We start from the raw sequence: 25,123 nt of genomic DNA, 5'->3' as shown, positions 1-25,123 counted from the left end.
TGCCAAAGGAAAACGACATGAACATCACGCGACGCTCATTCCTCGCCGCCGGCGCAGCCATGCCTCTTCTTGGCCTCACACGTCCATCCCTCGCCGATGAAGGAACGCTGCGGCAGGTAGCGACCGACCGCAAGCTGATCTATGGCACTGCGGTTTCGACCGGCACTCTCGCCAAGGACAAGCCGTTTGCCCAACTGGTCATCGACCAGGCCAACATGCTCGTCGCGGAAGGCGAGACCAAGCGCAAGGCGATCGAACCGAAGCAGGGACGCCTCAATTTCGCGCCGACCGAGAGGCTTCTGGCATTCGCGGAGAAGAACGGCCAGCGTATGCGGGGCCACACCCTGCTCTGGCACGAGGCGAACCCCGACTGGCTGCTGGCGAAGCTCGAAGAAGGACGCGACGACAAGCTTCTGACCGACTACATCGAAAAGACGGTCGGTCACTTCAAGGGCAGGATGCATTCCTGGGATGTCATCAACGAGGTCATCCACATCGATGAGGGTGGCGAGGAGGATCTCCGCATCAGTTCGCCCTGGTACAAGGCCTTCGGCTCCGGCTATATCGAGACCGCCTTCCAGGTCGCCCATGCCGCCGATCCGGATGCATTGCTCTTCTACAACGAGATCAATCTGGAGGCGGATGTCTGGTGGGCGGAGCAGCGGAGGACTTCCGTGCTCAAACTGCTCGAAAAGCTCCTCAAGAAGGGCATTCCTGTCCATGCGCTGGGGATACAGTCCCACCTCAAGGCGTATCGCCTGGATTACACCGACGAGGTCATGTCGCGCTTTCTCGACGAGGTCAGCGATCTCGGCCTGAAAATCCTGATCACCGAGTTCGATATCGCCGATGTCGAAGGACCGGCCGATCCCGCCCAGCGGGACGCGGACATTGCAGCGCTAGGGCGCCGCTATCTCGATGTTGCGTTTTCGAAACCCGCCGTGCTCGGATGTCTCACATGGGGCATTTCCGACCGCTATTCCTGGCTCTCATCCTACGACAGCTACAAATGGTCCGACGGCAGCCTGTCACGCGGACTGCCCTTCGACGGCGATCTGCGTCCGAAGAAGCTCTATTTCGAGATGCTCAATTCCTACCGCAGCGCCTCATAGGCGCTGCCTTCAAGCCGCAACCGAATTCGTGACCACGCCCTTCCGGCGCGTGGACGCCTTGTTGCGCCATTTCAGCACCGGCATCTCCACGAGATAATAGGACGCGACGGCAAGCACGAATGTCACGCCGAGTTCAGCGAACGACGTGAGCATGGTTTTCGTCATGCCGATGTTGGAGAGGAAGAACCACGCCGCGCCGTGCCAGATGTAGAGCGAGTAGCTGAGCTTCCCGATCCATTCCGCCGGCGGGGAATTTGCGATGTTCTGGAGCAATCCCAGCCGTGGCGAAAACACGATCGGTGCCACGATGAGGAGGGCGCCGATGCCACGCAGGCTGTAGCGGAGCGTATCCCTGAAGAAATCATCCCGGATGACGGTCGAGAGGACCAGAAGCGCTATGCCCGCGATAAGCGCCTGCGGGCTCGATATGGCTTTCCTGATCCGGCCCTCGGGGCTCAACTCGCAGATCGCCGCGAGGAATACGCCGTAAGCGATCGAATCGAACCGCGTTTCGGACGCCATGTAGATGCGGTTCGTATTGGACCATTCCGGCCACTGGATGACGTAGCCGACGCGGATGAGCAGGGGTGCCACGATCATGACGATCGCGAAGGCCAGCACCTTGCCCGGGCTCGCCCTGACGAAGGCAATGAACAGCGGCGCGATGAGGTAGAAATGCTCTTCGACGGACAGCGACCAGAGCACGCCGATCGGCAGGACATGCTGTGTCCCTGCAAGTTCGTAATACGACTTTAGGTAGTTGACGAAATAGAGAAAGACCGAGGCGATTTCGATCAGCGGCGCCGGAATCGAATGCATCTGCGCGAACAGCACGACGACGATCATATAGACGATCAGCACCGGAAACAGCCGCAGCAAGCGCCGCCAATAGAATGCTCCGATTCGCACTTCGCCGGTTTCCTTCGCTTCGGCAAGCAGCAATCGGGTGATCAGGAATCCTGAGATGACGAAGAAAATATAGACGCCGAGCGACGATATTCCGGAATATTCGCCGAGGAAAAAGTGACCGATAATCACGATCAGGATGCTCAGGCACCTGAGGCCATTGAGGCCCTGGATATGGCCTTTCGTTGCGGAAACTGGTGGAAGAGGCTCAATCATCATTCGTGTCCGTTCGCCGTTCGACGGACATTTAAACCAGTTTTTGCACTGCACTGCAACGTTGTTGCGTTGCGGTGCAGATGCGAGCGAAATGGCGTTGAATCGGAGAGAAATGTGACGAAAGGCTCAAAATATGGTCAAAAAGCCTATTTTCGGCCACCTTGCATGCGTGCCCAGAGCACCCAGACCACGACGACGATGATCGATATCGGCCAAAAAATATAGGCGATTGCGGCGTGATACCACACCACTTTCGAGCTGCCGCCGCTCAGCCATGTTGCAATGGTGCCAGCGAACAAAAAGAACAATCCGCCGATCAACCAGATCTGAAAATAGATATCCAAGACGCTCGCCCCCAAGCTCAATATGTCCCGTGGTGTACTAAAGCGAAAGAAGGGAAATTAGCAATTGATTTACCATGTCCTGGCGCCCTTTGTTTGTTTGTTGGTAAATGCGCGGGACCTTTTGGACACAATGCTTTGACGCCTGCGTCCAAGGTCCGGATATGAAACATGTATTGTTTTATTCCGGGGCGCGACCTGACGGGTGGCCGGCAACACGTTCGATGAACAAGGCGAGCCTCCCTATTTCTTATATAAGCAAATCATAAGATTTTGCACGCTGCGGTTACCTTTCTTAACACTTTTCATTGCTATCCCGGTTCTGCAACAAGGAGAAGAGAATGGCTGAGCAAGGTATCACCCTGTGGGCGGATCAGGCGGACCAGACCCTGACCGGAACGGAATTCGACGATGTGCTGGGAGGTTTCCACGGCACTTCGACATTGATTGGCGGCGCCGGCAACGACACATATTATGTCATGTCGCCGCTCAACACTGTCATCGAGAATACGGCTGAAGGCAGTGATTCGGTCATCACCTGGCAGAGCTACACGCTCGGCAGCAATCTTGAGAATCTTCAGGTGCTCGGCGCCGATACGATCGGGATCGGTAACGGCGTTGCCAACATTATCGCCGGTGGTGACGGCAGCCAGCAGATCTTCGGCGCCGGCGGCGACGACACGCTGTCGGGTGGCGCGGGCAGCGACCTGTTCATCGTTCGTCAGAATTCAGGTTCGGATGTCATCACGGATTTCGACTCAGGTGCCGGCGCAGGCGACGTCGTCCAATTGGGCAGCTATGGCTTCACCAACTTCTCGGAGGTCCTCGACCAGATGTCGCAATCGGGCTCCGATGCCGTCATCCAGCTCAATTCCGGCGAGACCCTGACCTTCCACAATCGTTCGATCGCCGATTTCAACGCCGATGATTTCCAGTATGCGCTGGATACCTCGAAGCTCGATCTCACCTTCAGCGACGAGTTCAACAGCCTGAGCCTGCAATCGGCCGGCGGAACCTGGCGGACGTCCTTCTGGGATGGCGCGGACGGGCGCACGCTCGCCGCGAATGAGGAATTGCAGGTCTACATGGACGAGGCCTATCTCGGGTTGGGCGTCAATCCATTCTCCATCGATGGCGGAATACTCAACATTCATGCGGATACGGCGAGCGCTGAGGTCAAGGCGGCAACCGGCCATGATTATACATCGGGCATGCTATCTTCCCGCGACAGCTTTGCGCAGACCTACGGGTATTTCGAGATCAAATGCGAACTGCCGCAGGGCCAGGGTACCTGGCCGGCCTTCTGGATGCTGCCGGCCGATGGCTCCTGGCCTCCGGAGCTCGATGTCTTCGAAGCGCTTGGCAGCGATAGCGCCACGGTCTTCATGACCGCCCATTCCAACAGCACGGGCGAGCATACGAAAACCGGCTTCACCTCCTGGGTTGGCGACGTCACGGCGGGAATGCACACCTACGGCGTGCTTTGGACGCCGGAAGAGCTGGTCTGGTACGTCGATGGCGCCGAAGTCTTCCGCACCGCGACGCCGCCGGACATGCACCAGCCGATGCACATGGTCACCAACCTGGCGATCGGCGGCGTCCTGCCCGGCGATCCGGACGAGGACTTCAGCGGCGCCGATCTCAAGATCGATTACATCCACGCCTATCAGCTCAATGACGGCTCGATACCCTCGACCGTCACTTCAGGCGTGACGACCACGCTCGATCACCTCGCGGTCTCGCTGGTGCTGACGGGCACGCTCGATATCAACGGCACCGGCAACGGGCTGGACAACACACTGACCGGCAACAGCGGCAACAATATCCTGGACGGGCGCGCCGGCGCCGACACGATGATCGGCGGTCTCGGCGACGATACCTATCAGGTCGACAATACCGGCGACATCGTTACCGAATGGTCGGGCGAGGGAATGGACACGGTCAACGCCTCCGTGACCCATATCCTGTCGGCCAATGTCGAGAATCTGACGCTGACGGGCACCGGCGATATCAACGGCACCGGCAACGAACTTACCAATACCCTGACTGGAAACGCCGCCAGCAATGTCCTCAATGGTGCCTCCGGTGCCGATACGATGACTGGCGGCGCCGGCAACGACAGCTATTTCGTCGATAACGCCGGCGATGTCGTCACCGAATGGTCGGGCAATGGCACCGACACGGTCTACGCGTCCGTCAACCATGTGCTTGGCTCGAATGTCGAGAACCTGACGCTGACGGGAAGCGCCAACATCAATGCCACCGGAAACTGGGCCGTCAACGTCATGTCGGGCAATTCCGGCGACAACGTGCTGGATGGCGGCACGGATGCTGACCGGCTCACGGGCGGCGCTGGCAACGATACCTACCGGGTCGACAATGCCGGAGATGCCATCACGGAGAATGCCGGAGAGGGAACAGATAGCGTCCATTCCTCGGTATCGCTCACGCTTGTGGCCAATGTCGAGAATCTGACGCTGACGGGTAGCTGGAGCCTTAACGCCACGGGCAACGATCTCGCAAACGGCCTGACCGGAAATGCAGGCGCCAACATCCTCAATGGCTTAGGTGGCACTGATACGATGGCTGGCGGAACCGGCAACGATACCTACTACGTCGACAATGCCGGCGATATCGTCAGTGATTGGTCCAACGCTGGAACCGACACTGTCTATTCGTCCGCCAGCTATGCCCTTCTCACCCATGTGGAGAACCTGACGCTCACCGGCAGTGCCAATATCAATGCCACAGGCAACTGGCTGTCGAACAACGTGGGCGGCAATATAGGCGACAACGTGCTCGATGGCGGCACGGGCGCCGATACGATGAGCGGCGATACGGGTAACGACACCTACTACGTCGATAATGCCGGCGATGTGATCACGGAGTGGTGGAACCGCGGTGCGGATACCGTTTTCGCTTCTGTCTCCTACACCCTTGCGGCGAATGTGGAGAATCTCACCCTCACCACCACCTGGAGCCTCAATGCCACCGGCAACGATCTGGCAAATAGCCTCACGGGCAATGCCGGCAGCAATATCCTGAATGGCGGCGGCGGTGCCGACATCATCGTCGGTGGCGACGGCAAGGACTTCCTGATCGGAGGTGCCGGCGCGGATCGGCTGACGGGAGGCACTGGAACCGATACCTTCCGTTTCCTCTCCCAGGCCGACTCGACGGTTGCCGCTCACGATGTCGTCACCGATTTCACGCGCGGCGACCGGATCGATCTGTCTTCCACCTACGACGGCACCCTGACCTATCTTCATGACGGGGCGTTCACGGGGCAGGCGGGAGAGGTGCGGCTTACGGCGTCGGGCGACGGCGTGCTCGTCGATGTCGATCTCACCGGCGACAAGGCGTCCGACATGCAGATCTATCTCTCGGATGTCTCGATTGGCACGATGCTGGAAAGCGGTGCGGACTTCATTCTCTGAATCACGAAACTGCTCCAATAAGTGACGGTTTCATACGTCCGTGCCCTGGCTTTCAGGGCGCGGACCGCCGCCCCTTTCCGGTATATTTACAATCCTGTCCTATGGTCCGCGCAGAGCAAGGAGCGGCGGCATGACGGAACTGGCAGTCAGATCGAGAATCATAAAATTCCTGGCCTATGACCGGGAACGGCATCGTCTGCGAATCGAATTCAGGAATGGTGCGATCCGGATTTTCTCCGGCGTGCCCCCGAAAATCGTCAAGGCGCTGGTCAGCGCCAAATCGCCGGGATCCTATTACATCGATCATATCCGCATGAATTTCGAGAGATTAGCCGCCTGATTGCTCTCTGGGGAGACAATCGCAGGTCCTCAAAAGGCCCGTCCGGCAAAGGTCATTACAGCATTCGCGGTGTCCAAAACACCCTTATCCCACAACCCTCGATTTAATCGCTTGAAATAGTTGCTTCCGCGGCATGCCGGTTTGGCCGTGCCGGGCCGGGACCTAGTTACTTCTTACCCAAGATCAAGAAACTTTCCTGCAAAACCCCGGATTTCTATTTAGTCGTACTTTTTCGACACGAAAATGCCCAGAAGTTTAGAGCTCTATACATTAGAGCCAAGGCGCTCAACGCTCGAAACAACAATTTTCGATAAGAAAATTTACGTTAAAAATCAATACCTTGAAGTTTTGCAAATATTGGCTTGAGCTAATTTTTGGTTAAATTTGGTCGACACTCTCGCAACTGCGTTATAGGATGCCGCATCGCAACATCGAGATGGGGTGGCGAAATGAGGACAACAGGATTCATTGAACCCGGTCGGCGAAAAGCGTATTTGCGGCGCGACCGCCAGGGGATAACGTCTACAACCGGGGAGAAAATCAGGGCTTCCCAGCTGATCGCAAAACGGGGCATGGACATCCTGATATCGGGATCGTCGTTGATAATTCTGCTGCCGCTTTTTCTCCTGATCGCGGCTCTGATCAAGATCGAAAGCCGCGGTCCGGTGCTGTTCACCCAGCTGCGTTGGGGCATGAACGGCAAGAAGATCAAGGTCTACAAGTTCCGTTCCATGCGTAGTGATCTCGGTGATCCCACTGGTATCCAGCAAACGGTGCCGAATGACCCCCGCATCACGCCATTTGGGGCTTTTCTCCGGAAATCCAACTTCGATGAACTTCCTCAGCTGCTGAATGTGCTGAAGGGAGATATGTCGCTCGTCGGACCCCGGTGCCATGCCATCGGCATGAAGGCGGCCGGAGTTCAATATGAGGAACTGGTTCCTATCTATCACGACCGTCACAAGATGCGGCCCGGCATTACAGGCCTGGCCCAGATGCGGGGTCTCAGGGGACCGACGATCTCGCCCTCCAAGTCGAAGGCACGCATCGCCTGCGACATCCATTACGTGAACAACTTTTCTCTGCTGCTCGATATCAAGATCGCCTTCGGCACGCTCAGGAATGAGATGTTCAAGGGCACCGGCTTCTAGGAGCACAGGTAGACGCCCGCGCGGCGGCCTCCATCAAATCAAGTCTGATAGACCAGTCCAAAGGACTCTGAAAATGTCTCTGCTGGAATATGTCAAAGTTGGCGGCATAAAAACCGCACGCCTTTCGAGGCAAGGGTTGGTTCAGGCGATCGCCGATGAAATCAACACCCGCGACAGCCAATCCCCTCCAAAACTGCTGTTTGACGCGAATGGCCATGCTCTTGCGATGGCCATCCTGAACCGCAGCTATCTCGAGGACATGAACCGGGCGGATATCATCCATGCCGATGGTGAACCGCTGGTAATCGCCTCGCGACTGCTGACCAATTCGCCTATCCCCGAGAGAAGCGCCACGACGGACCTTTTCCACGATGTTGCACGGACCGCCCATACGGACGGCGTGAAGTTCTTCCTCCTCGGAGCCTCCGAGGAGGTCAACAAGGAATGCGCCGACAAGATGCAGCAGATGTATCCCGCGCTCGATATCGTCGGTCGCCGGAACGGATATTTCTCCCTCGAGGATGAGGCCGCGATTTGCGATGAGATCAATGCCTCCGGTGCCAATGTCATATGGGTCGGTCTCGGCAAGCCGAAGGAACAGGCCTTCTGCGTCAGGAACCGGGACCGGTTGACCAGCGCCTGGCTGATCACCTGCGGCGGCTGCTTCAACTATGTGACCGGTGCCTATGCCCGGGCACCCGAATGGATGCAGAAATCTGGCCTCGAATGGGTGCACCGGCTGCTGACCGAGCCGCGCAAACTCGGCTGGCGATATCTCACCACCACGCCGCTTGCTCTCATCCTGCTATTCGCGCGGACGAGCAGCAAGGTCTAGGTGGCCCTTCCTGTCGGGCCACCTGAACGCCGTCGTGGATGGGCCAACCGGCACTGTCCAGAGCCGGCGAAATATCAGTAAAGGCGTATGAGGACTATTGAATGGATGCAAGGAAGACCTTGAACCGAGCAGCCGTGGCTGTCCTGAGCGTGACCCTGTGTTCTTGCACTTTGCCGCGTTCGGGGCCCTCCCATCAATCGATTCTGTCCCAGGCTACCGTCAAGGTCGAGACCCCGCAGAAACGGCAGGGCGTGGACTATGCACTCGTCAGTCTCACCAAGGACGTCGTCCCGATGTTCGAAGAGGTCGTGCTGACCTCGTTTGCCAAGGGTTTCGGCTCACGCAAGAGCTATGCCCCCGATCTGGCACTGGGCATCGGCGACACGATCCAGGTGTCGATCTTCGAGGCTCAGTCCGGCGGCCTGTTCATCCCCGATGACGCGGGCAGCCGGCCCGGCAATTACGTGAACCTGCCGAACCAGACAGTGGATGCGCGCGGCCTGATCCGCGTGCCCTATTCAGGCGCGATCAAGGTCGCGGGTAGGCGTGCAGCCGAAGTCGAGGTGGAGATCGAGAAGAAACTGGCCAACCGGGCCATCGAGCCGCAGGTGGTCGTGACCACCGTGACCAGCCGCTCGAACATGGTTTCGATACTCGGCGACGTCAATGAACCCGCGCAGCTCGATCTCAATCCGGCGGGCGAGAAGGTGCTCGATCTCGTTGCCCGAGCCGGCGGCATCAATGCGCCGGGCTACGAGACCTATGTGTCGATCGAGCGGGGCAACAAGCGGGCGACGGTGCTGTTTCAGTCACTGGTCGACGATCCCAAGGAGAATATCTATATCCGCCCGGGCGATACGATCTATGTCAATCGCGAGCGCCGCACCTATCTGGCCTTCGGCGCCTCCGGCCTCAATGGCAGGATCGATTTCGAAGACTCCAACCTCACGCTCGGCGAAGCGCTGGGCAAGGCAGGCGGTCTTCTCGACAGCCGGGCCGATCCGGCCCAGGTCTTCCTCTATCGCGAGGTGGATCGGGACGTCCTGGCAAGGGCCGGTGTCGATGTGTCGAATTTCACCGGCGATCAGGTGCCGACCGTGTTCCACGCGAACATGCGCGACCCGTCGATCTTCTTCGCGACCCAGAAATTCAGGATGCAGGACAAGGACGTCATCTATGTCTCCAACTCCGATACGGCCGAACTGGCGAAGTTCCTCAACCTGATCAATGGGGTTTCGAACACGACGGCCAATGTGCCGGCCAATGCGGTGAGGACACGAACGTCGGTGAACTCGCTGACGAATTGACGGGGCGACAGGGCAGCCAGCTGCCAGCGACATGGATGCCGGGATGATGGTTTCATCGTCCGGCATCCGAGCCGGGATCGACAATGTCGGTACGGCCATGGACCACCAGGGAAAGGAAGTCCTTCGGATGCTACAAACTTCAACCGAGTTCCGGGAGCTTCGCGACGGATTGGCGAGCGAAATCACCAATCCGATCGACCTCGAGCAATTGCTTGCGATCGTGCGCCGCCAGTGGCGGGTCGTGGCGGGTTTTGCCCTGGCGGCGATCCTGGTCGGCGGCCTGTTCCTGCTGACCGCGACACCTCGGTTTACATCCACATCAGGCATCCTGATCGACGAGGGCAACCAGAAGATCGTCGATCAGATGACGGCGGTTACCGGTGTTCTGGAAGACGAAGGACAGGTTCTCAGCCAGGTCGAACTGCTGAAATCCGAAAAGATCGCGCTCGCTGTCAGCAAGAACCTTGATCTTGAGAACAACGATCTGTTCGTCAACGGCAAACCCGGCATGTTGAGTGGTGCCATCCAGGCCGTCCGGTCGGTGATCGATCCGCGCGTCTGGTTCGGTTCGGAACCTCCTGCGGCGACTGATACGCAGATACAGCGGGGGATCGTCGAACAGCTCCTGGCCGGCCTCGGCGTCACCCGCGTGGGCCGATCCTATGTGCTGGAAATAAGCTATACTTCACCGGATCCCGCGCTCTCAGCAGCGGTTGCGAAAGCCTATGCCGAAGCCTATCTGGCCGACCAGCTCGATTCGAAATACGAGGCAACAAGGCGCGCCAGCGGCTGGCTCAATGATCGCATTGCCGAGCTTCGCCAGAAATCACTGGAAGCTGACACAGCCGTGCAGAAATTCCGCGCGGAGAAGGGGCTCATCGCGACCGACGGCATGCTGATCACGGATCAGCAGCTCGCCCAGTTGAACACCCAGCTGATGGCGGCGCGCGCAGAATCCGCCAATGCCGAGGCCAAGTTCAACCGGATCAAGTCGATTCTTGACAGCGGCGACCTGGATGCGGCGGTCACCGAATCCATCGAAAGCGACGTGATATCGGAACTCAGGACGAAATTTCTCGATGCGTCGCGCAAGCAGGCCGACATTGCAGGCCGCCTTGGTGCCAATCACGTCCAGGCCGCGCGGCTGCGCTCGGCGATGGGTGAATACAAGCGCTTGATGTTCGAGGAACTGAGTCGCATCGCGCAGAGCTATCAAAGCACCAATCAGGTGGCTCTCTCCCGCCAGAAATCCATCGAACAGCAAGTCGCCGCCGCAATGGGCGTGAGCGCGACCGCCAACGATGCGCAGGTTCAACTGCGTGAGCTGCAACGCGAGTCCGAAACCTACAAGAACCTCTACCAGACCTTCCTGCAGCGCTATCAGGAATCCATCCAGCAGCAGTCGTTCCCGGTCACCGAAGCTCGTATCATCACCAACCCGGCGATTGCCGAAAAGCCCAGTTCACCGAAGAAGCCGCTGGTGCTGGCGGTCGCATGCCTCGCCGGCATGCTGCTCGGGGCGGGGGTTGCGGGCCTGAGGGAATTCAGGGATCGCTTCTATCGCACCGGCGATCAGGTTTCCGAGAACCTGGGGCTGGAATTCCTCGGATCGGTGCCGCTGGCAAACGCCGTGCCGCTTGCCACGCCCAACGTGTTCGACCTGCCGCCGCAATCTGTGGTGAAGGCAAACAGTGTGTCGAGCTATGTGCTCGAGCATCCGCTCTCAGCCTTTGCCGAGACGCTGCGCAGCGCCAAGATGGCAATCGACGTCTCGACGCCGGGCGGCAAGGGAAAGGTCGTCGGCATCGTCTCGGCGCTGCCGGGCGAGGGCAAGTCTTCGATCTCGGTCAATCTCGGCGAGTTGCTGGCGCAGGGTTCGCGCGTGCTCCTGATCGATGCCGATCTGCGCAATCCCGGCGCGACGCGGCAGTTGGGACGCCACGCCGAGCGCGGCATACTGGAGGCGCTGCAGGAGGGGGCGCCGCTCTCCGAACTGCTGCTGTTCGATCCCGAGACGGGCATGGCCTTCCTGCCGGCGGTGGTTCGCCGTCGGATTCCGCATTCCGCTGAACTTCTCACGTCTGGCGCGATGGCGCGGCTTCTGACGCTTGCGGTCAGCGAATTCGATTATGTGATCCTCGACCTGCCGCCGATCGTGCCGGTGGTGGATTCCCGTGCGGTCGCCGCGATGGTCGATTCCTATCTGCTGGTCGTCGAATGGGGCAAGACTGCACGCGGCCTGGTCAAGCGGACGATGCAGCACAATCCGACCATCGCCAAGCGCTGCGCCGGCGTCATCCTCAACAAGGTCGATGCCCAGAAGATGAAGCTCTATCGCCAGTTCGGCTCGTCGGAATTCTATCACGCCCGGTATGCATCCTATTACCGGGAGTGACGTGGACGCGTGCCTTCACTTGTACTCGAAGCTGCGCAGCCCGGTCAGGAACGCGAGTTTCCCAAACGACCTGACGAGGCGGCAGTAATAGGTGAGGCGCTTGCCGGACGAGAAGGAGAAGACGGCGAGAAGACCGAGATTGGCGGCGATGGCGGCCAGAGTGGAGGGAAGTGCGAGCAGGTGTCCATACCGCCCGTATTTCCAGCGAAGTTGAACGAGCATGTTCGAATTGCCGATGCGGAAGGCCCGCCTTGTGATCCATCCCAAGGTGGTGCGGCTCGCGGGAACATCGTCCCAGACAACGGCGGATCTCGACCATGCGAAGCGATGACCGGATGCCTTCAACCGCATGAAGGCATCCACGTCCTCGCCGCCGGATTGATTGAAGGCCGGATCGAAAAGATTGGAATCGGAATGCGCGAAAGCGGATTTATGCAGCAGCAGATTGCAGGTGCCCCAGACGATCTCGACGGGGCCGTCGGGCATGTCATCAGACACGAACAGCGGGCAGTGCGCGGCCCAGCCGGGCGCATCGGGCGCGAAGACCGGCAGATTTGGGCCGCCGACGATTCCGGCACCGGTCTGCCTCTGCATCGCGACGAGGTCATCGATCCAGCGTTCCGTCGGCCATTCATCGTCGTCGATCATGGCGACGTAGTCGAGCGTCTCGTCCTTTCGCGCGTAGGCGATCATTGCGTTTCGGACGCTCGACAGGCCGCGTTCCGGCACGGCGATTACCTCGATCGGGAAGCGATAAGCGGCGGCGAGTTCCTTCACGACCGCCGTACCCGCGCCACCGGCGCCTTCATTGTCGGCGACGAGGACCTTGATGTCGGCAGCGGTCTCCAGCGCGGCGATTGCCGTCAGCAGACGGCGAAGTCCATCCGGGCGGCGGAAGGTGGGGATCGCGATCAGCACCTGCGCCTGGCTGTCTCCGGGCGCAGTGCGTTCATCTCCCCTTTGTCCTCCGGTCTCTAGGATTTTCATGTTTCATCCTGCTGATAGGAATTGTTTTTCAATGGCTTGCGGCATCGCTCATAGCGGTGCGCGTTCGATCAGCCGTTCATACAGCATCTTTTCGCATTGCAACAGAAACTCGACGATGAATCTCGTCGCGACGACCTGCGCAGCCCTGTGCATAGCGCTTGGTAAAACCGGTTCGCGGGAGGGCGCCGAATGACGCTCTACGGCAACGAACAGGCTGCCCGGCTGGCTCCGGCATTGGCCAATCCGGTGCCCATGGGCGCGGCGAAGGCCGGGCACGGAGTGGCCCATGCCGAGGGCTATCGCGCCGATATCGATGGGCTGCGCGCGCTGGCCGTGGCTGTTGTGGTCATCTTCCATGCAGGCGTCAGCCCTCTGCGCGGCGGGTTCATCGGCGTCGATATTTTCTTCGTCATCTCCGGCTACCTGATCACCCGCCAGATCAGCGCCGACCTCGAGCGCGGCGCATTCAGCATCCTCAGCTTCTACGAACGCCGCATCCGCCGCATCGTCCCGGCCCTGTTGTTCACCATTGCCGTGACGCTCGTGATCGCGCCCTTCGTGCTCTTTCCCACGGAACTGATGACATCGGGCGTGACGGCGGCCGCCTCCATCCTGTCCGTCGCCAATCTCTATCTCCTGACCTCGGCCGGCTATTTCGCAGCCGATGCCGGCACCCAGCCGCTGGTCCACATGTGGTCGCTCGGCGTGGAGGAACAGTTCTACCTGTTCTTCCCGCTGCTGCTGGCCGCTTTCGGCGGGCGGAGCCGGGCAGCGGCGCGCTGGACGACGCTTCTGCTTGCTCTGACCAGCTTCGTTCTGTGCGTCGTGCTGACGCGATACGACCGCGATTTCGCCTATTATTTTCCGCTCACAAGGGCATGGGAACTGCTGGCAGGCGCGTCGCTGGTCTTCGTGACGATCCCCGGCATGCCGGCCTGGATGCGAAATGTGGCTGCCGCTGGTGCGCTGCTGCTGATCGCTGCAAGCGCCTTGCGATTCTATCCACAGATGGCGTTTCCCGGCTTTTACGCGCTGGCTCCCTGCCTTGCGGCCATGACCCTGATCGCGGTCGGCAGTCAGGGCGGAAGCGCGGTGACAACGGGACTTTCCGCAGGCCCGCTGGTCTGGATCGGCCAGATCTCCTATTCGCTCTATCTCGTGCATTGGCCGATCCTGGTCTTCTATCGCATGGCACGCGGCGTGCCGATCGGCACCGCCGAGGCATGGGCGCTTGTCGCCGCAAGCGTTGCCGCTGCCTATGTCTCCTGGCGTTTCGTCGAACGACCCTTCCGCGAGAAGCGGTTTCTTGCTACCCGACCGGCGCTGTTTGCCGGAACCGGCATCGCCGGCGCGGCGCTCGTTTTGATCGCGGCACTCATATCGTTCGCCCCGCTTTCCACAGATAGCAATGCGACCAACAGGCTGGCGAGTTTCCTCACATACGACGACGCCGATGTGTATCGTAAAGGCCGCTGCTTCCTCTTCGGCCATCAGAACCGTCTCTCGGATTTCAACGCAAGCGAATGCCTTCAACCGGCGTCGGGCAAGCCGAACATCCTGCTCGTTGGCGACAGCCATGCCGCAGATCTGTGGTACGGGCTGAAGACCGAATTTCCGGGTGCCAATGTCATGCAGGCGACATCGACCGGCTGCAAACCTGTCCTCGGCACGCGCGGGGAAAAGACCTGCATCGACCTGATGGAAATGGCGCTTGGCCCGTTCCTGCAATCCAGCCGGCCGGATGTGCTCATCCTGTCGGCCCGATGGATCGACAGCGATATTCCTGACGTCGAGCGCACGCTCAAGGCGCTTGCGGGAAAAGCGGGCCAGGTCGTCGTGCTCGGACCGATCGCCGAATATGCCATGCCCTTGCCGCGGCTACTCGCGCAGGTCTCAAGCGGCCGCGATCCCTCGTTGCTCGTCAACGCACGGCTGCCGGACAAGGAGAAGACGGACCGTGACCTTGGCGCTGCCTTGCGAGCCTCCCAAGCGGACTACGTGTCGATCTATCGTATGCTATGCACCACTGAGACTGCCTCCTGCCAGACCATCGCCGGCGACGTTCCGATCCAGTGGGACTACGGCCATCTGACCGCACGAGGGTCGCAGCTCGTGGCGCGAAAACTCAGGGAGGGCGGTGTTCTGACACTGCCCGTGGAGGGCACCGATGGCACTTGATCTGAACAGCGGCGCTGCAACCGACGCGGACGCGATGGCCGGAAGCTCGCAACCGGCAAAATTCGCTGTCTTTCAGCGTTATGCCCTGGCGGTCTTTGCACCATCATCGGTCTCGGCGGCACATTTCGTCGTGCAACTTATGCTGCTCGCAACGTTGACGCCTGCCGAATTCGGCTCCTTCGCCTTCCTGATGATCGTCGTGCAATTCGGTTTCGGCCTGTCCAACGCGCTGATCTCGACGCCCTACACCGTCGAGGTCAGCAGCCATGCAGATTCGGATGGTGACCGGCGCACCATGTTCTTCACCGCCAACGCCCTTTTCGCGCTCGTGTTCGGCTTTGGCGTGTATCTCGTCGGTTCCCTGATCTCGGATGGCCGCTGGATCACCCTGTTTTCGATCTTCGCCGTGCTCGCGATGATCCGCTGGTTCGGCCGGGCGCACAATTACGCCATGCTGCGGCCGGCCTCGTCGGGCATATCTGATATCGTCTACGCCATGTCGCTGGTGATCACAGTTGCTGCCATGGCCTGGAGCGGAAAGCTCACCATGGAGACGGTCACCTTCGCCTTCGTCATCGCCACCCTGCTCGGCTGCCTTTGCCTCGGCGGCGATTTTATGGTCAGGCAGCTTGGATCGTGGGGAAGCTTGGTTTCATATCGGGAGATATGGAGCGGGCAGTCCCGCTGGACGCTTCTGGGTGTCGTCACCACCGAATCGACCGCGAATATCCATTCCTATCTCGTCACGCTACTCGCCGGCCCGGCAGCCTTCGCGCCCATGGGGGCGGCCGCATTGTTCGTCAGACCGGTGCTACTCTCGGTGTCGTCACTTTCCCAGCTCGAGATCCCCATCCTCGGCCGGGCGATCGCCAGTGGCGATATGGCCCAGGCTGCCGCGACAAGCCGGCGCTTTCTCCACGCGCTGTTGGCGATCTGGGTCGCGACAGCGGCGCTCGCCTATGCCGTCATCACATTCATTCCGTCGGTGATCATCAAGCCGGCTTATTCGCTGGGTGAAGTCGAAGTCGCGGTCCTGCTGTTCCTTGTCATCAGCCTGTTCCAGGTCTGGCAGGGGCCGAACAGCGCTTTGCTGCAGGCAGCCCGGCATTTCAAGCAATTGTCGAAGGTCAGCGTCACATCCTGCGGATTTTCGATCGCTGGCGCGCTGATCGCACTCGCCTTGCTGCCGCCGGTCTACTCGCTTCTCGGCATCGCCATCGGGCAACTGGTGATGGCGGCTCTGATGGCGCGGCTGGCGCGAAAGACATTCGTTGAGGGACTGAAAGATGCAAATGCCTAGAATCCTGAAAGACGAAGCCAAGGAGTTCGTCAGGCCGGCCTATCTCAGGGGCCTCGCCGCCTGGACGAGCCTCCGGATGGCTTTCCTGAAACCCGGCGCGGCGCATCCGCTGCCGCAACGGCTGGTGGTTTCGCTGACGTCCTATCCCAAGCGGTTCGACGTCCTGCATCTGACGATCAAGTCGATCCTGGCCCAGGACACGGCGGCCGATGTCGTGGTGTTATGGGTCGCGCATGCCGACATGGACAAGCTGCCCGAGAATGTCAGGCGGCTGGAAAAACATGGGCTGACGATCAGAGCCACCGACGACCTGCGCTCTTACAAGAAGATCATTCCCACGCTCGCAGATTATGGCGATGCATTCATCGTCACCGCCGATGACGACGTCTATTATCCACGCCATTGGCTCAGGACTTTCTGCGCGGCCTACCAGCCGGGCGAGCGGGAGGTGCTGTGCTACCGCGCCCACCGCATGGCCTTCGCGGGGCCGGACCTCGCCCCCTATGACAGCTGGACCTTCGAGATCACCGAGACCGAACCGGCGCCGGATCTCTTCTTCACCGGCGTCGGCGGCGTGTTTTATCCGCCCGGCGTGTTCCACGAGGATGTCTCGGACCGTACGCGTCTCATGGAGCTTTGCCCCAGCACCGACGATGTCTGGCTGAACTGGATGGTCCGCCTCGGCGGCGCCAAGATCCGCAAGGTCGGGCGCAAGCAGCGTTTTCATGAGTGGCGGGGCTCACAGGAGGTGGCGCTCCAGAACAGCAACCGCTTCGCCACGGCAGGCAACGACCAGCAGATCGCCAATATTGTCCGAGCCTATGGCTATGCGGGGGTGCGGCCATGACCATGAAAAAGCAGGCTTACTCCGCCGTAAGATGGACGACGGCGGTCACCGTCGGGCGTGTCATCCTCCAGACCTTGCAGCTCATCGTACTCGCGCGGCTGATTTCACCGCAAGACCTCGGCCTGATGGCGATGCTCCTCACGGTGACGGCCTTCATCCAGTTGTTCGCCGATCTCGGCGTGTCCAATTCGATCATCCATGCGCGCGAAATATCGCGCGAGGTGCTGTCCACGCTCTACTGGCTGAATGTCCTGGTTGGCGCTTTACTGTCCGGCGCGATCTGGGCCGCCAGCCCCTGGATTTCGGGCTTCTATGGCGAGCCGGGCCTGGCCGAGCCTCTCGCCATTGCCAGCCTGTCTTTCCTTCTGTTGGCACTCGGTCAGCAGGTCAAGGTTCTCGCGGAAAAGCGGCTGGCGTTCCGGCCGATCGCCATTATCGAGATAACGGCCGCGCTGGCGAGTACGGCTGTGACGGTGGTCGCGGCCTATAATGGCCTCGGCGTTTATTCGCTCGTCGCCGGTGTGCTCGTTCTGGCGGGAGGAAACAGCCTTCTTTACTGGCTGTTCGCGAGGGATGGCTGGTGGCCGGGGCTGCGGTTGAGCTTTTCCCAGGCTAAGCCGCATCTTAAATCCGGCCTTTATCTTCTCGGCACCAGCCTCGCCAACACCGCGACCGTGCAGGCCGATGTCATCCTCGTCGGCCGGTTGCTGGGCAGTACGGCGCTCGGCTTCTATACCGTTCCGCGCGAACTCTGCCTGAAGGTGATGTTCGCGACCAACCCGATCGTCACGAGGGTTGGCACGCCATTGATCGCGCAGGCGCAGGGCGATCCGGGCCTGCTCCGCAGAGTCTATCTCTCGACGATCCGCATGACATCGTCGATCAATTTCCCGATCTATGGCGCCATCGCCACCTTTCGCCATGAAGTGGTGGAAGTGGTGTTCGGCCCGGCTTGGAGCGCGTCCGCGGATCTGCTTGGGCTGATGGCTGTCTGGGGCATGTTCAGGGCGCTGGGCAATCCGGTTGGAAGCCTGCTCTACGGCACGGGTCGCTCGCGGCTGGCGCTGGCGCAGAGCCTCACGGTCACCGTTCTCATCATTCCCACCGTGCTCCTGGGCTCGCTCTGGGGCCCCGCTGGCGTGGCCTGCGCCCTCACACTCTTCTATATAGGCTTCACGTTCGGCGTCTGGTGGTTCGTGGTGAAGCCCGTCACCGGCGCCGGCATCTGGGCCTATACCGAACAGTGGGCGACACCGCTTCTCGTCACCCTTCTCGCCTGCGTCATCGCGCTTGCAAGCGTGCACACGCTGTCATCGACGCTACCGCGCCTCGCTGTGGGCCTGGCGATCGGCGGGACCGCCTATCTCGGCTTCAGCTGGCTGATCAATCGGAAATGGTGCCTGGCAATGTGGGGCCTCGTCGGCCTGAGGCAGGCCTGAATGAACATGGCCAGCCTCGATATCTCGCATAAGGAAATAATCGCGATGACTTCACCCCTCTTCACCATTGTCGTGCCGGTCTACAATCGCGCGCATCTGATCGGCCGGACATTGCAGTCGGTGCTCGACCAGACCTGCCAGGATTTCGAGATCGTCGTCGTCGATGATGGTTCGAAGGACGATATCGAGGCGGCGATATCAGGCATCGGCGATCCGCGCATCCGCCTGATCCGTCAGGAGAATGGTGGCGGCGGTGCGGCGAGGAACAACGGCATCGAGCACGCGGTCGGCCAGTACATCGCCTTCCTCGATTCCGACGATCTCTTCATGCCCGGCAAGCTCGCGCGTTACGCCCGCGAATTTCCGCTGCCAGACAACGCGGTCCTCTATTCCTCGATGAATGTAGACCGGGGCGTGGACAAATACTGGGTCAGGCCCGATCGTCCGATCACCGATGGCGAGGACGTCGGCGAATATCTCTTCTGCGCCAACCAGCTCATCCAGACCTCGACGCTGGTCGTGCCGGCGCCGCTGGCCAAGCGGGTGAAATTCGACCCGGGGCTAAGACGTGGCCAGGACCTCGATTTCTGCATCCGGCTGCAGCGGGCGGGCGCCGTCTTCAGGATGCTCAACGAGCCGCTGACCATCTGGTTCGACGATACCGAGGCGGGCCGCACATCCTACGTCAAGGGTTACGAGACCTCTCTCAACTGGCTGACCCGCGCCGAACCGATGCTGACCCAGAAGGCCAGGATCGGCTACCGCGCGACGGTGCTTGCCTATCATATGGGGCCGGTGAAGCCGTTCGTGGCGATGCGCGATCTCTTCAATGGCTGGATGTATGGCGGTGTTTCCACGCGCGTGACCGCCCGGCAGATGCTGAGGGCGTTCCTGCCTAGATCGTTCTACCGGACGGTGGTAAACAGCTTCGTCGCGAAGTTCGGACGCTAGGAGCATTCCTTTGCAACTGGCCCCGGAAAAGATATTTGAAGATTTTAGAGCGAGCCGTCGCATGACGAAGCCCGAATTCTCCGTGATCATCCCGGTCTATAACAGGACTTCGCTGCTGAAGAGAGCCGTGGAGTCCGTGCTTCGCCAGGATTTCGCCGATCTCGAAGTCCTCGTGATCGACGACGGCTCGGTCGATGACATCAAGAGCATCGTCGATACCTTCTCCGATCCCCGCATCCGCTATCATAGGCAATCGAACCAGGGCGCGAGTGCCGCGCGCAACGCCGGCATCGACCGCGCCACCGGCACCTATGTCGCCTTTCTCGATTCGGACGATGTGTTTCTTCCGCATCATCTGGCGACCATGCATGCCATGCTGCGCAATGCGCCCGGATCGGTAGCCTATTGCCCGATCATTGCGACGCGCGGCATCCATGGCAATTTCATCAAGCCGCCACGCGCCATATCGCCGGGCGAGGACATGGCGACCTACCTCATGTGCGACCGGGGCTTCGTCCAGACGAGCGGCGTCTGCCTGTCCCGCCAAACCGCGAAGCTGATCCGCTATCGGGATGACGCGAAATTCGGCGACGACACCGATTTCGCCGTGCGGCTCCATCTCGCGGGGTATGCGTTTGTCATGGCCCATGCACCGGGCGTCGTCTGGTCGGATGATCTCGATCACGAACGGCTTTCCGATATCAGGCGGCCTCTCGGCGAACTCAAATGGCTGGAAGACCTGCGACCCGACATCCCGGCACGCGCCTACCATGGCTACAAGGGTTGGCACGAGGCCAAGAGCCTGATGCAGACCGCGCCGCTCCGGGCATTGGGCCTTTATCTCAAGGCTGCGTCAAGAGGCGCCTATTCCCCCCGATTCGCAATGGTCGTCCTGCTGCAGATCGTCGTGCCGAACCATTACTACCGCGTGCTTTCGGATGTCTGGATCAGGCGGCGCACCAGGAACAGGGAGCGCCGCGGCGCAGCGAAATTGCCGGATCTTGCGAGCGAGCGTATCTCCGACAGCCGGGTCCGCCGGCCTTTCTGAACGCTGCTGGCGTCGGTAAAACAGGAGGAGCGATATGGCACGTGTAATCGTCATCGGAGCGACCGGACATGTCGGCACCTATCTCGTGCCGCGCCTTGTCGAGGCCGGCCATGAGGTGATCGCCATCAGCCGCGGCCAGGCCGAACCCTATCGGCCGCATCGCGCCTGGCAAAGCGTCGACCGCAGGCAGATGGACCGGGAGGCGCTCGAAAAAGCCGGCACGTTCGGCAAGGAGATCCTGGCCCTGAAGGGCGAGATCGTGATCGATATGATCTGCTTCACGCCCGAAAGCGCCACGCAACTGGTCGAGGCGCTTGCCGGTCATGTCAGCCATTTCTTGCACACCGGGACCATATGGACTCATGGCTTCTCCGCCGTCGTGCCGACCCCGGAGGAGGCGCCGAAGAAGCCGTTCGGCGAATATGGATTGCAGAAGGCGCAGATCGAGACCTATTTGTTAGAGATGGCACGCGTGGAACGCTTCCCGGTGACCTTGATCCATCCCGGTCATATCGTCGGCCCCGGCTGGAATCCGCTGAACCCGGCCGGCCATTTCAATCCCGCGGTCTTTTCCATCCTCGCTCGCGGTGAGAGGCTGGCACTGCCGAATTTCGGTCTTGAAACCGTCCACCATGTCCATGCCGACGACGTCGCCGGCGTCTTCATGAGCGCCATCGCCAACTGGAACGCCTCGGTCGGGGAAAGCTTCCATGCCGTGTCGGAAAAGGCGCTGACGCTCAGGGGCTATGCCGAAGCGATGGCGGCATGGTTCGGGAGGGAGCCGAAACTGGAATTCCTGCCGTATGAGAGATGGGCGGAAACCCAGGCACCGGACGAGGCGCAGGCCACTTGGGAGCATATCGCCCGCAGCCCGAACTGCTCAATGGAAAAGGCCAGGCGCCTGCTCGGCTTCGCCCCGCGATACACCTCGCTACAGGCGGTGCAGGAAGGGGTCGAATGGTTGATCGCCAGTGGACGGGTCAAGCTCTGACGAACAGTTGCCGTTCCCTCGAAGTCAAATCCGCCTGACCATAATCGAATAACAGGCCATCAAGATTCATTTTGCAGATTGTTGACAATCTGCATTCTGCATATTACACATCGCGTCATGGAGGAGCCCATGACAATCACCGCCTTCGATTTTCTGAGGTCGAACTCGCTGCCGATGCTGCTGGAGCAGGAAATCGAGCGCGTCATTCTGGGTGGCGAATTCAAGCCCGGCGACCACATCAACGAAAAGGAACTGGCGCTGCGCTTCGGCATCAGCCGTGGCCCGGTTCGCGAGGCGCTGCGGTCGCTGGACTCGTCGGGGCTCGTCGAACAGGTTCCGAACCGGGGTGTCTTCGTCCGCACGCTGACCGCCCAGCAGGCCTGCGATGTCTATGATGTCCGCGCCGTGCTCTTCGGCCTTGCCGGGAAATTGCTGGCGGAGCGGATCACGGATGAGGGTATCGCGCGGCTCAAGGCCTTCGTGGCCGATATGGATGTCGCCGTCGCCGCCGATGATTTCGAAGCCTATGTGAAGATCAATTTCGCCTTCCACGAATTCATCGTCGAAAGCACCGGCAATCCCACGCTGGCGCAGCAATATCTCACGCTGGTCAAGCAGTTGCGCCTCTACCGTGCCCGCAACCTGATGCTCGGCGATTCCATGCATGCCTCCCATTTGGAGCATCACGCCATGGTCGATGCGATCGCTGCGCGCGATCCCGTCCGGGCGCTCGCAACTCATACAAGACATGTCGAGGCAGCCAAGGAACGGCTGATGGCGACGACGACGGACCTCAAGTAAATCAAGGAGAATGAACGCGTGCAGATCAATTCCGACATCACCGCGCAGGCCATACGTTTCATCGAGCGCACGACCTATGCCGACTTGCCGGAAGAGGCGCTTGTCATCGGCCGCCGCTGCATGGTCGACACCGTTGGGCTCTATCTGGCAGGCAGCCAGGAGCAATCCGTCCGCATCCTGATCGAAGACGCCTTCGGCCAGGGCGGTCGGGGCGATGCGCCGCTGCCCGGCGGCGGCACCAAAAAAGTGCCGGCGGCGCTGGCCGGGCGGGTATGGGGCACATCGGGCCACGCCCATGATTGGGACGACACCCAGGTCTCGCACGATCCGGACCATGTCTATGGACTGCTGACGCATCCTTCGGTTCCGCCGCTGACGGCAGCGCTGATCGTCGCCAGCGAACTCGGCAACAAGGACGGTCGCGATGTCATGTTGGCCTTCCAGGTCGGCTTCGAGGTCGAGTGCAAGATTTCCGAATGGATGAAGCCGCGCCATTATCGCCGCGGTCACCATACGAGCGGCACGGTCGGCACGTTCGGCGCTGCCGCTGCGGCCGCCAAGCTTCTGGGCCAGACGGGCGACAAGCTTGCCCATGCGTTGGGTCTCGCGGCTAGTTTCGCATCGGGTATCCGCGTCAACTTCGGCACCATGACCAAGCCGCTTCATGTCGGCCGCGCTTGCGAAAACGGCATCACTGCCGCGCTCCTCGCCTCGAAGGGTTTCGAAGCTGATCCCGCCGCACTCGACGGAACCTGGGGCTTCTTCAGCGTTATGGGCGAGGGCTTTGACGCCGCCAAGGCGGACGCCGGCTTCGGCAATCCACTAACCATCGTTTCGCCGGGCGTGAGTGTAAAACCCTATCCGTCGGGCATTCTCACGCATCAGTCCATGGACGCGATGCTGAAGCTGGTGCTGGATCACGATCTCAAGCCCGAGCAAGTCGAACGGATTCGCTTCTTCGCCGGCAAGAATATCATCGAGCCGATCCGCTATCCGATCGCCAAGAACCATCTGCAGGCCAAGTTCTCGATGCCGGCGCTTCTCGCGATGATCGTGCTGTGCCGCCGCGCCAGCCATCACGAATTCGAGGACGCCTTCGTCGCCGGCGAGGCGATGCAGGACCTGCAGGCGCGCACCGACGTGATCAACGATCTCGAGATCGACGCCCAGGGCTACGACAAGATCCGCTCGCGCATCGAAGTCGTCACCAAAGACGGACGCACCCTCGTGCAATGGGCTGACGAACGCTATCGCGGCGGGCCATCCAACCCGATCAGCGACGAGGGCCTCGATGGCAAGTTCCGCATGTGCGCCGAGGGCGTCATCGATGCGGCAAAGCAGGATGAATTGCTGGCGCTGGTGCGCGGCATCGACAAGGACGCGGATGTCGCCCGCATGATTTCACTGATCAGCGGCACCTCGCCTGAAGGCCATGCGGCCAAGGCGGCTGCTGCGGAGTAACCGAAAATACCAAGCCGTTTGGGAGAAACGGCATTTCAAATGGGAGAGAGAAATGAGCATACTCGGAATGATCGGCAAGGCCGCACTCGGCCTTGCAGCCACGGCCTTCCTCACCAGCCAGGTCGCGCAGGCGGAACCGCTGAAATACCCGGTCAAGGTCGTGACGCTGGTCACGCATTCGAGCCCGGGCGGCGGCAGCGACGTGTTCCTGCGCGAGATGACCAAGCATCTCGGCAAATACATCGACGCCACTTTCGTCGTCGAAAACGTCCAGGGCGGCAGCGGCGCCAAGGCCATGGCGCGCGTCGCTGCGGCGGAACCCGATGGCAGCACCTTCTACGCGACGACGCCGACCTACATCTACACCTCGCTGATGAGCTCGCCGCCGAGCACTTTCAAGGACATGCAGCCGCTGGTGAACATCTTCGTCGATAGCGAAGTGATCTTCACGCGCACCGACGGCCCCTTCAAGAGCCTCGAGGACGTCATCGAGCACGCCAGGAACGAGCGCGGCAAGTGGGGTGCGGCCAACCCGGCTTCGCTCGAACGCCAGGCAGCCGAGCAGCTCAAGGTCTCGGCCGGCGTGAAGCCTGCGATCGTCACCCACGAGGGTGGCGGCGACATGATGCTGAACGTGCTCAACGGCACGCTCGACATCGGCATCGGCGAAATCCAGGAACTGCGCTCGCAGCTCGATGCCGGCACGATCACGCTTCTCGCCACATTCAACCCGGAGCGTATCGCCGACAAGCCGGATGTCCCGACCGTCAAGGAACTCGGCTACGACGTCACGCTGACCAAGTTCCGCGGCCTAGCCGGCCCCAAGGGTCTTTCGGATGAAACCGCCGCGATCTGGGACGAAGCCGTCAAGAACCTCCTCGCCGATCCGGACTACAACAAGGCTTACACCGCCGAAGTGCTGGTGCCGCAGCTGATCGGCCACAACGACTACCCGGCCTTCATCAATGATTTCGCGACCAAGACCGAAAACTTCCTGAAGTCCACCGGCGCCGTCAAGTGATTGTGATCCGGGGCCGGTTCGCCGGCCCCGGTCAGACGACCTCACCCCGAGGATACCTC

The 25,123-nt window shown here is 60.6% G+C and carries 20 protein-coding genes; 17 read left to right on the top strand and 3 right to left on the bottom strand.

The genetic code is table 11. The features are described from left to right. The first annotated feature begins 17 nt into the window (after positions 1 to 17). Positions 18 to 1,112 (top strand): endo-1,4-beta-xylanase, encoded by a 1,095-nt coding sequence (locus ACSQ26_RS23920; RefSeq protein WP_436013354.1) that lies wholly within the window; start codon positions 18 to 20, stop codon positions 1,110 to 1,112. Positions 1,113 to 1,121: 9 nt separating this feature from the next. Here the strand turns inward: ACSQ26_RS23920 and ACSQ26_RS23915 are convergent, their stop codons facing one another. Together ACSQ26_RS23915 and ACSQ26_RS23910 are read right to left on the bottom strand one after the other, a co-directional pair. Further along, on the bottom strand, positions 1,122 to 2,234 hold the full coding sequence (locus ACSQ26_RS23915) for an acyltransferase family protein (protein WP_436013352.1): 1,113 nt from the start codon (positions 2,232 to 2,234) through the stop codon (positions 1,122 to 1,124). A gap of 146 nt (positions 2,235 to 2,380) precedes the next feature. Next, positions 2,381 to 2,578: a hypothetical protein gene (locus tag ACSQ26_RS23910; RefSeq protein ID WP_436013350.1), complete on the bottom strand. Its 198-nt coding sequence runs from the start codon at positions 2,576 to 2,578 to the stop codon at positions 2,381 to 2,383. 338 nt (positions 2,579 to 2,916) lie between these two features. On the opposite strand from ACSQ26_RS23910, the gene ACSQ26_RS23905 reads away from it, so the two are divergent. From ACSQ26_RS23905 to ACSQ26_RS23880, 6 genes are all read left to right on the top strand, one after another. Beyond that, the gene (locus ACSQ26_RS23905; protein ID WP_436013348.1) at positions 2,917 to 6,012 is read left to right on the top strand and encodes a family 16 glycosylhydrolase; all 3,096 of its coding nucleotides are present in this window, start codon (positions 2,917 to 2,919) and stop codon (positions 6,010 to 6,012) included. A gap of 130 nt (positions 6,013 to 6,142) precedes the next feature. Beyond that, positions 6,143 to 6,352 (top strand): KTSC domain-containing protein, encoded by a 210-nt coding sequence (locus ACSQ26_RS23900; protein WP_436013346.1) that lies wholly within the window; start codon positions 6,143 to 6,145, stop codon positions 6,350 to 6,352. A 572-nt stretch (positions 6,353 to 6,924) separates the two neighbouring features. Beyond that, the gene (locus tag ACSQ26_RS23895; RefSeq protein WP_436013344.1) at positions 6,925 to 7,503 is read left to right on the top strand and encodes a sugar transferase; all 579 of its coding nucleotides are present in this window, start codon (positions 6,925 to 6,927) and stop codon (positions 7,501 to 7,503) included. 73 nt (positions 7,504 to 7,576) lie between these two features. Then, entirely contained in the window at positions 7,577 to 8,338 is a 762-nt protein-coding gene (locus ACSQ26_RS23890; protein WP_436013342.1) for a WecB/TagA/CpsF family glycosyltransferase, read from the top strand. 251 nt (positions 8,339 to 8,589) lie between these two features. Beyond that, positions 8,590 to 9,645, top strand: coding sequence for a polysaccharide biosynthesis/export family protein (locus ACSQ26_RS23885; protein WP_436013340.1), 1,056 nt, complete (start codon positions 8,590 to 8,592; stop codon positions 9,643 to 9,645). 43 nt (positions 9,646 to 9,688) lie between these two features. Then, positions 9,689 to 12,040, top strand: coding sequence for a GNVR domain-containing protein (locus tag ACSQ26_RS23880; RefSeq protein WP_436013339.1), 2,352 nt, complete (start codon positions 9,689 to 9,691; stop codon positions 12,038 to 12,040). 15 nt (positions 12,041 to 12,055) lie between these two features. Here ACSQ26_RS23880 and ACSQ26_RS23875 read toward each other — a convergent pair whose 3' ends face one another. Beyond that, on the bottom strand, positions 12,056 to 13,027 hold the full coding sequence (locus tag ACSQ26_RS23875; protein WP_436013337.1) for a glycosyltransferase family 2 protein: 972 nt from the start codon (positions 13,025 to 13,027) through the stop codon (positions 12,056 to 12,058). Positions 13,028 to 13,216: 189 nt separating this feature from the next. Here ACSQ26_RS23875 and ACSQ26_RS23870 point away from each other — a divergent pair, with 189 nt between their 5' ends. The 10 genes from ACSQ26_RS23870 to ACSQ26_RS23825 all read left to right on the top strand — a co-directional run bounded on the left by ACSQ26_RS23870 (position 13,217) and on the right by ACSQ26_RS23825 (position 25,064). After that, on the top strand, positions 13,217 to 15,205 hold the full coding sequence (locus ACSQ26_RS23870) for an acyltransferase family protein (RefSeq protein WP_436013335.1): 1,989 nt from the start codon (positions 13,217 to 13,219) through the stop codon (positions 15,203 to 15,205). Next, a complete protein-coding gene (locus ACSQ26_RS23865) occupies positions 15,195 to 16,505 on the top strand; it encodes a hypothetical protein (protein WP_436013333.1) in 1,311 nt (436 codons plus the stop codon). Before ACSQ26_RS23870 ends, ACSQ26_RS23865 begins: the two co-directional genes overlap by 11 nt. Then, positions 16,492 to 17,352 carry a hypothetical protein gene (locus tag ACSQ26_RS23860; RefSeq protein WP_436013331.1) on the top strand — a complete coding sequence of 287 codons (861 nt, stop codon included), beginning with the start codon at positions 16,492 to 16,494 and terminating at the stop codon, positions 17,350 to 17,352. The genes ACSQ26_RS23865 and ACSQ26_RS23860 overlap by 14 nt, the downstream gene beginning before the upstream one ends. Continuing rightward, complete coding sequence (locus ACSQ26_RS23855) at positions 17,349 to 18,791, top strand: MOP flippase family protein (protein ID WP_436013330.1); 1,443 nt, start codon at positions 17,349 to 17,351, stop codon at positions 18,789 to 18,791. The genes ACSQ26_RS23860 and ACSQ26_RS23855 overlap by 4 nt, the downstream gene beginning before the upstream one ends. Continuing rightward, positions 18,792 to 19,742, top strand: a complete 951-nt coding sequence (locus tag ACSQ26_RS23850; RefSeq protein ID WP_436013328.1) for a glycosyltransferase family 2 protein — start codon at positions 18,792 to 18,794, stop codon at positions 19,740 to 19,742. Between the two features lie 61 nt (positions 19,743 to 19,803). Further along, the gene (locus tag ACSQ26_RS23845; RefSeq protein ID WP_436013326.1) at positions 19,804 to 20,790 is read left to right on the top strand and encodes a glycosyltransferase family 2 protein; all 987 of its coding nucleotides are present in this window, start codon (positions 19,804 to 19,806) and stop codon (positions 20,788 to 20,790) included. Between the two features lie 34 nt (positions 20,791 to 20,824). Beyond that, positions 20,825 to 21,781: an NAD-dependent epimerase/dehydratase family protein gene (locus tag ACSQ26_RS23840; protein WP_436013324.1), complete on the top strand. Its 957-nt coding sequence runs from the start codon at positions 20,825 to 20,827 to the stop codon at positions 21,779 to 21,781. Positions 21,782 to 21,910: 129 nt separating this feature from the next. Further along, positions 21,911 to 22,582, top strand: a complete 672-nt coding sequence (locus tag ACSQ26_RS23835; protein WP_436013322.1) for an FCD domain-containing protein — start codon at positions 21,911 to 21,913, stop codon at positions 22,580 to 22,582. Between the two features lie 18 nt (positions 22,583 to 22,600). Further along, positions 22,601 to 24,043 carry an MmgE/PrpD family protein gene (locus ACSQ26_RS23830; protein WP_436013320.1) on the top strand — a complete coding sequence of 481 codons (1,443 nt, stop codon included), beginning with the start codon at positions 22,601 to 22,603 and terminating at the stop codon, positions 24,041 to 24,043. Positions 24,044 to 24,095: 52 nt separating this feature from the next. Next, the gene (locus ACSQ26_RS23825) at positions 24,096 to 25,064 is read left to right on the top strand and encodes a tripartite tricarboxylate transporter substrate binding protein (protein WP_436013318.1); all 969 of its coding nucleotides are present in this window, start codon (positions 24,096 to 24,098) and stop codon (positions 25,062 to 25,064) included. Positions 25,065 to 25,123: the final 59 nt, after the last annotated feature.

This window comes from Rhizobium sp. LjRoot254, assembly GCF_964254105.1.
Classification (GTDB): domain Bacteria; phylum Pseudomonadota; class Alphaproteobacteria; order Rhizobiales; family Rhizobiaceae; genus Rhizobium_E.
This window is presented reverse-complemented; position numbering and strand designations above follow the sequence as displayed.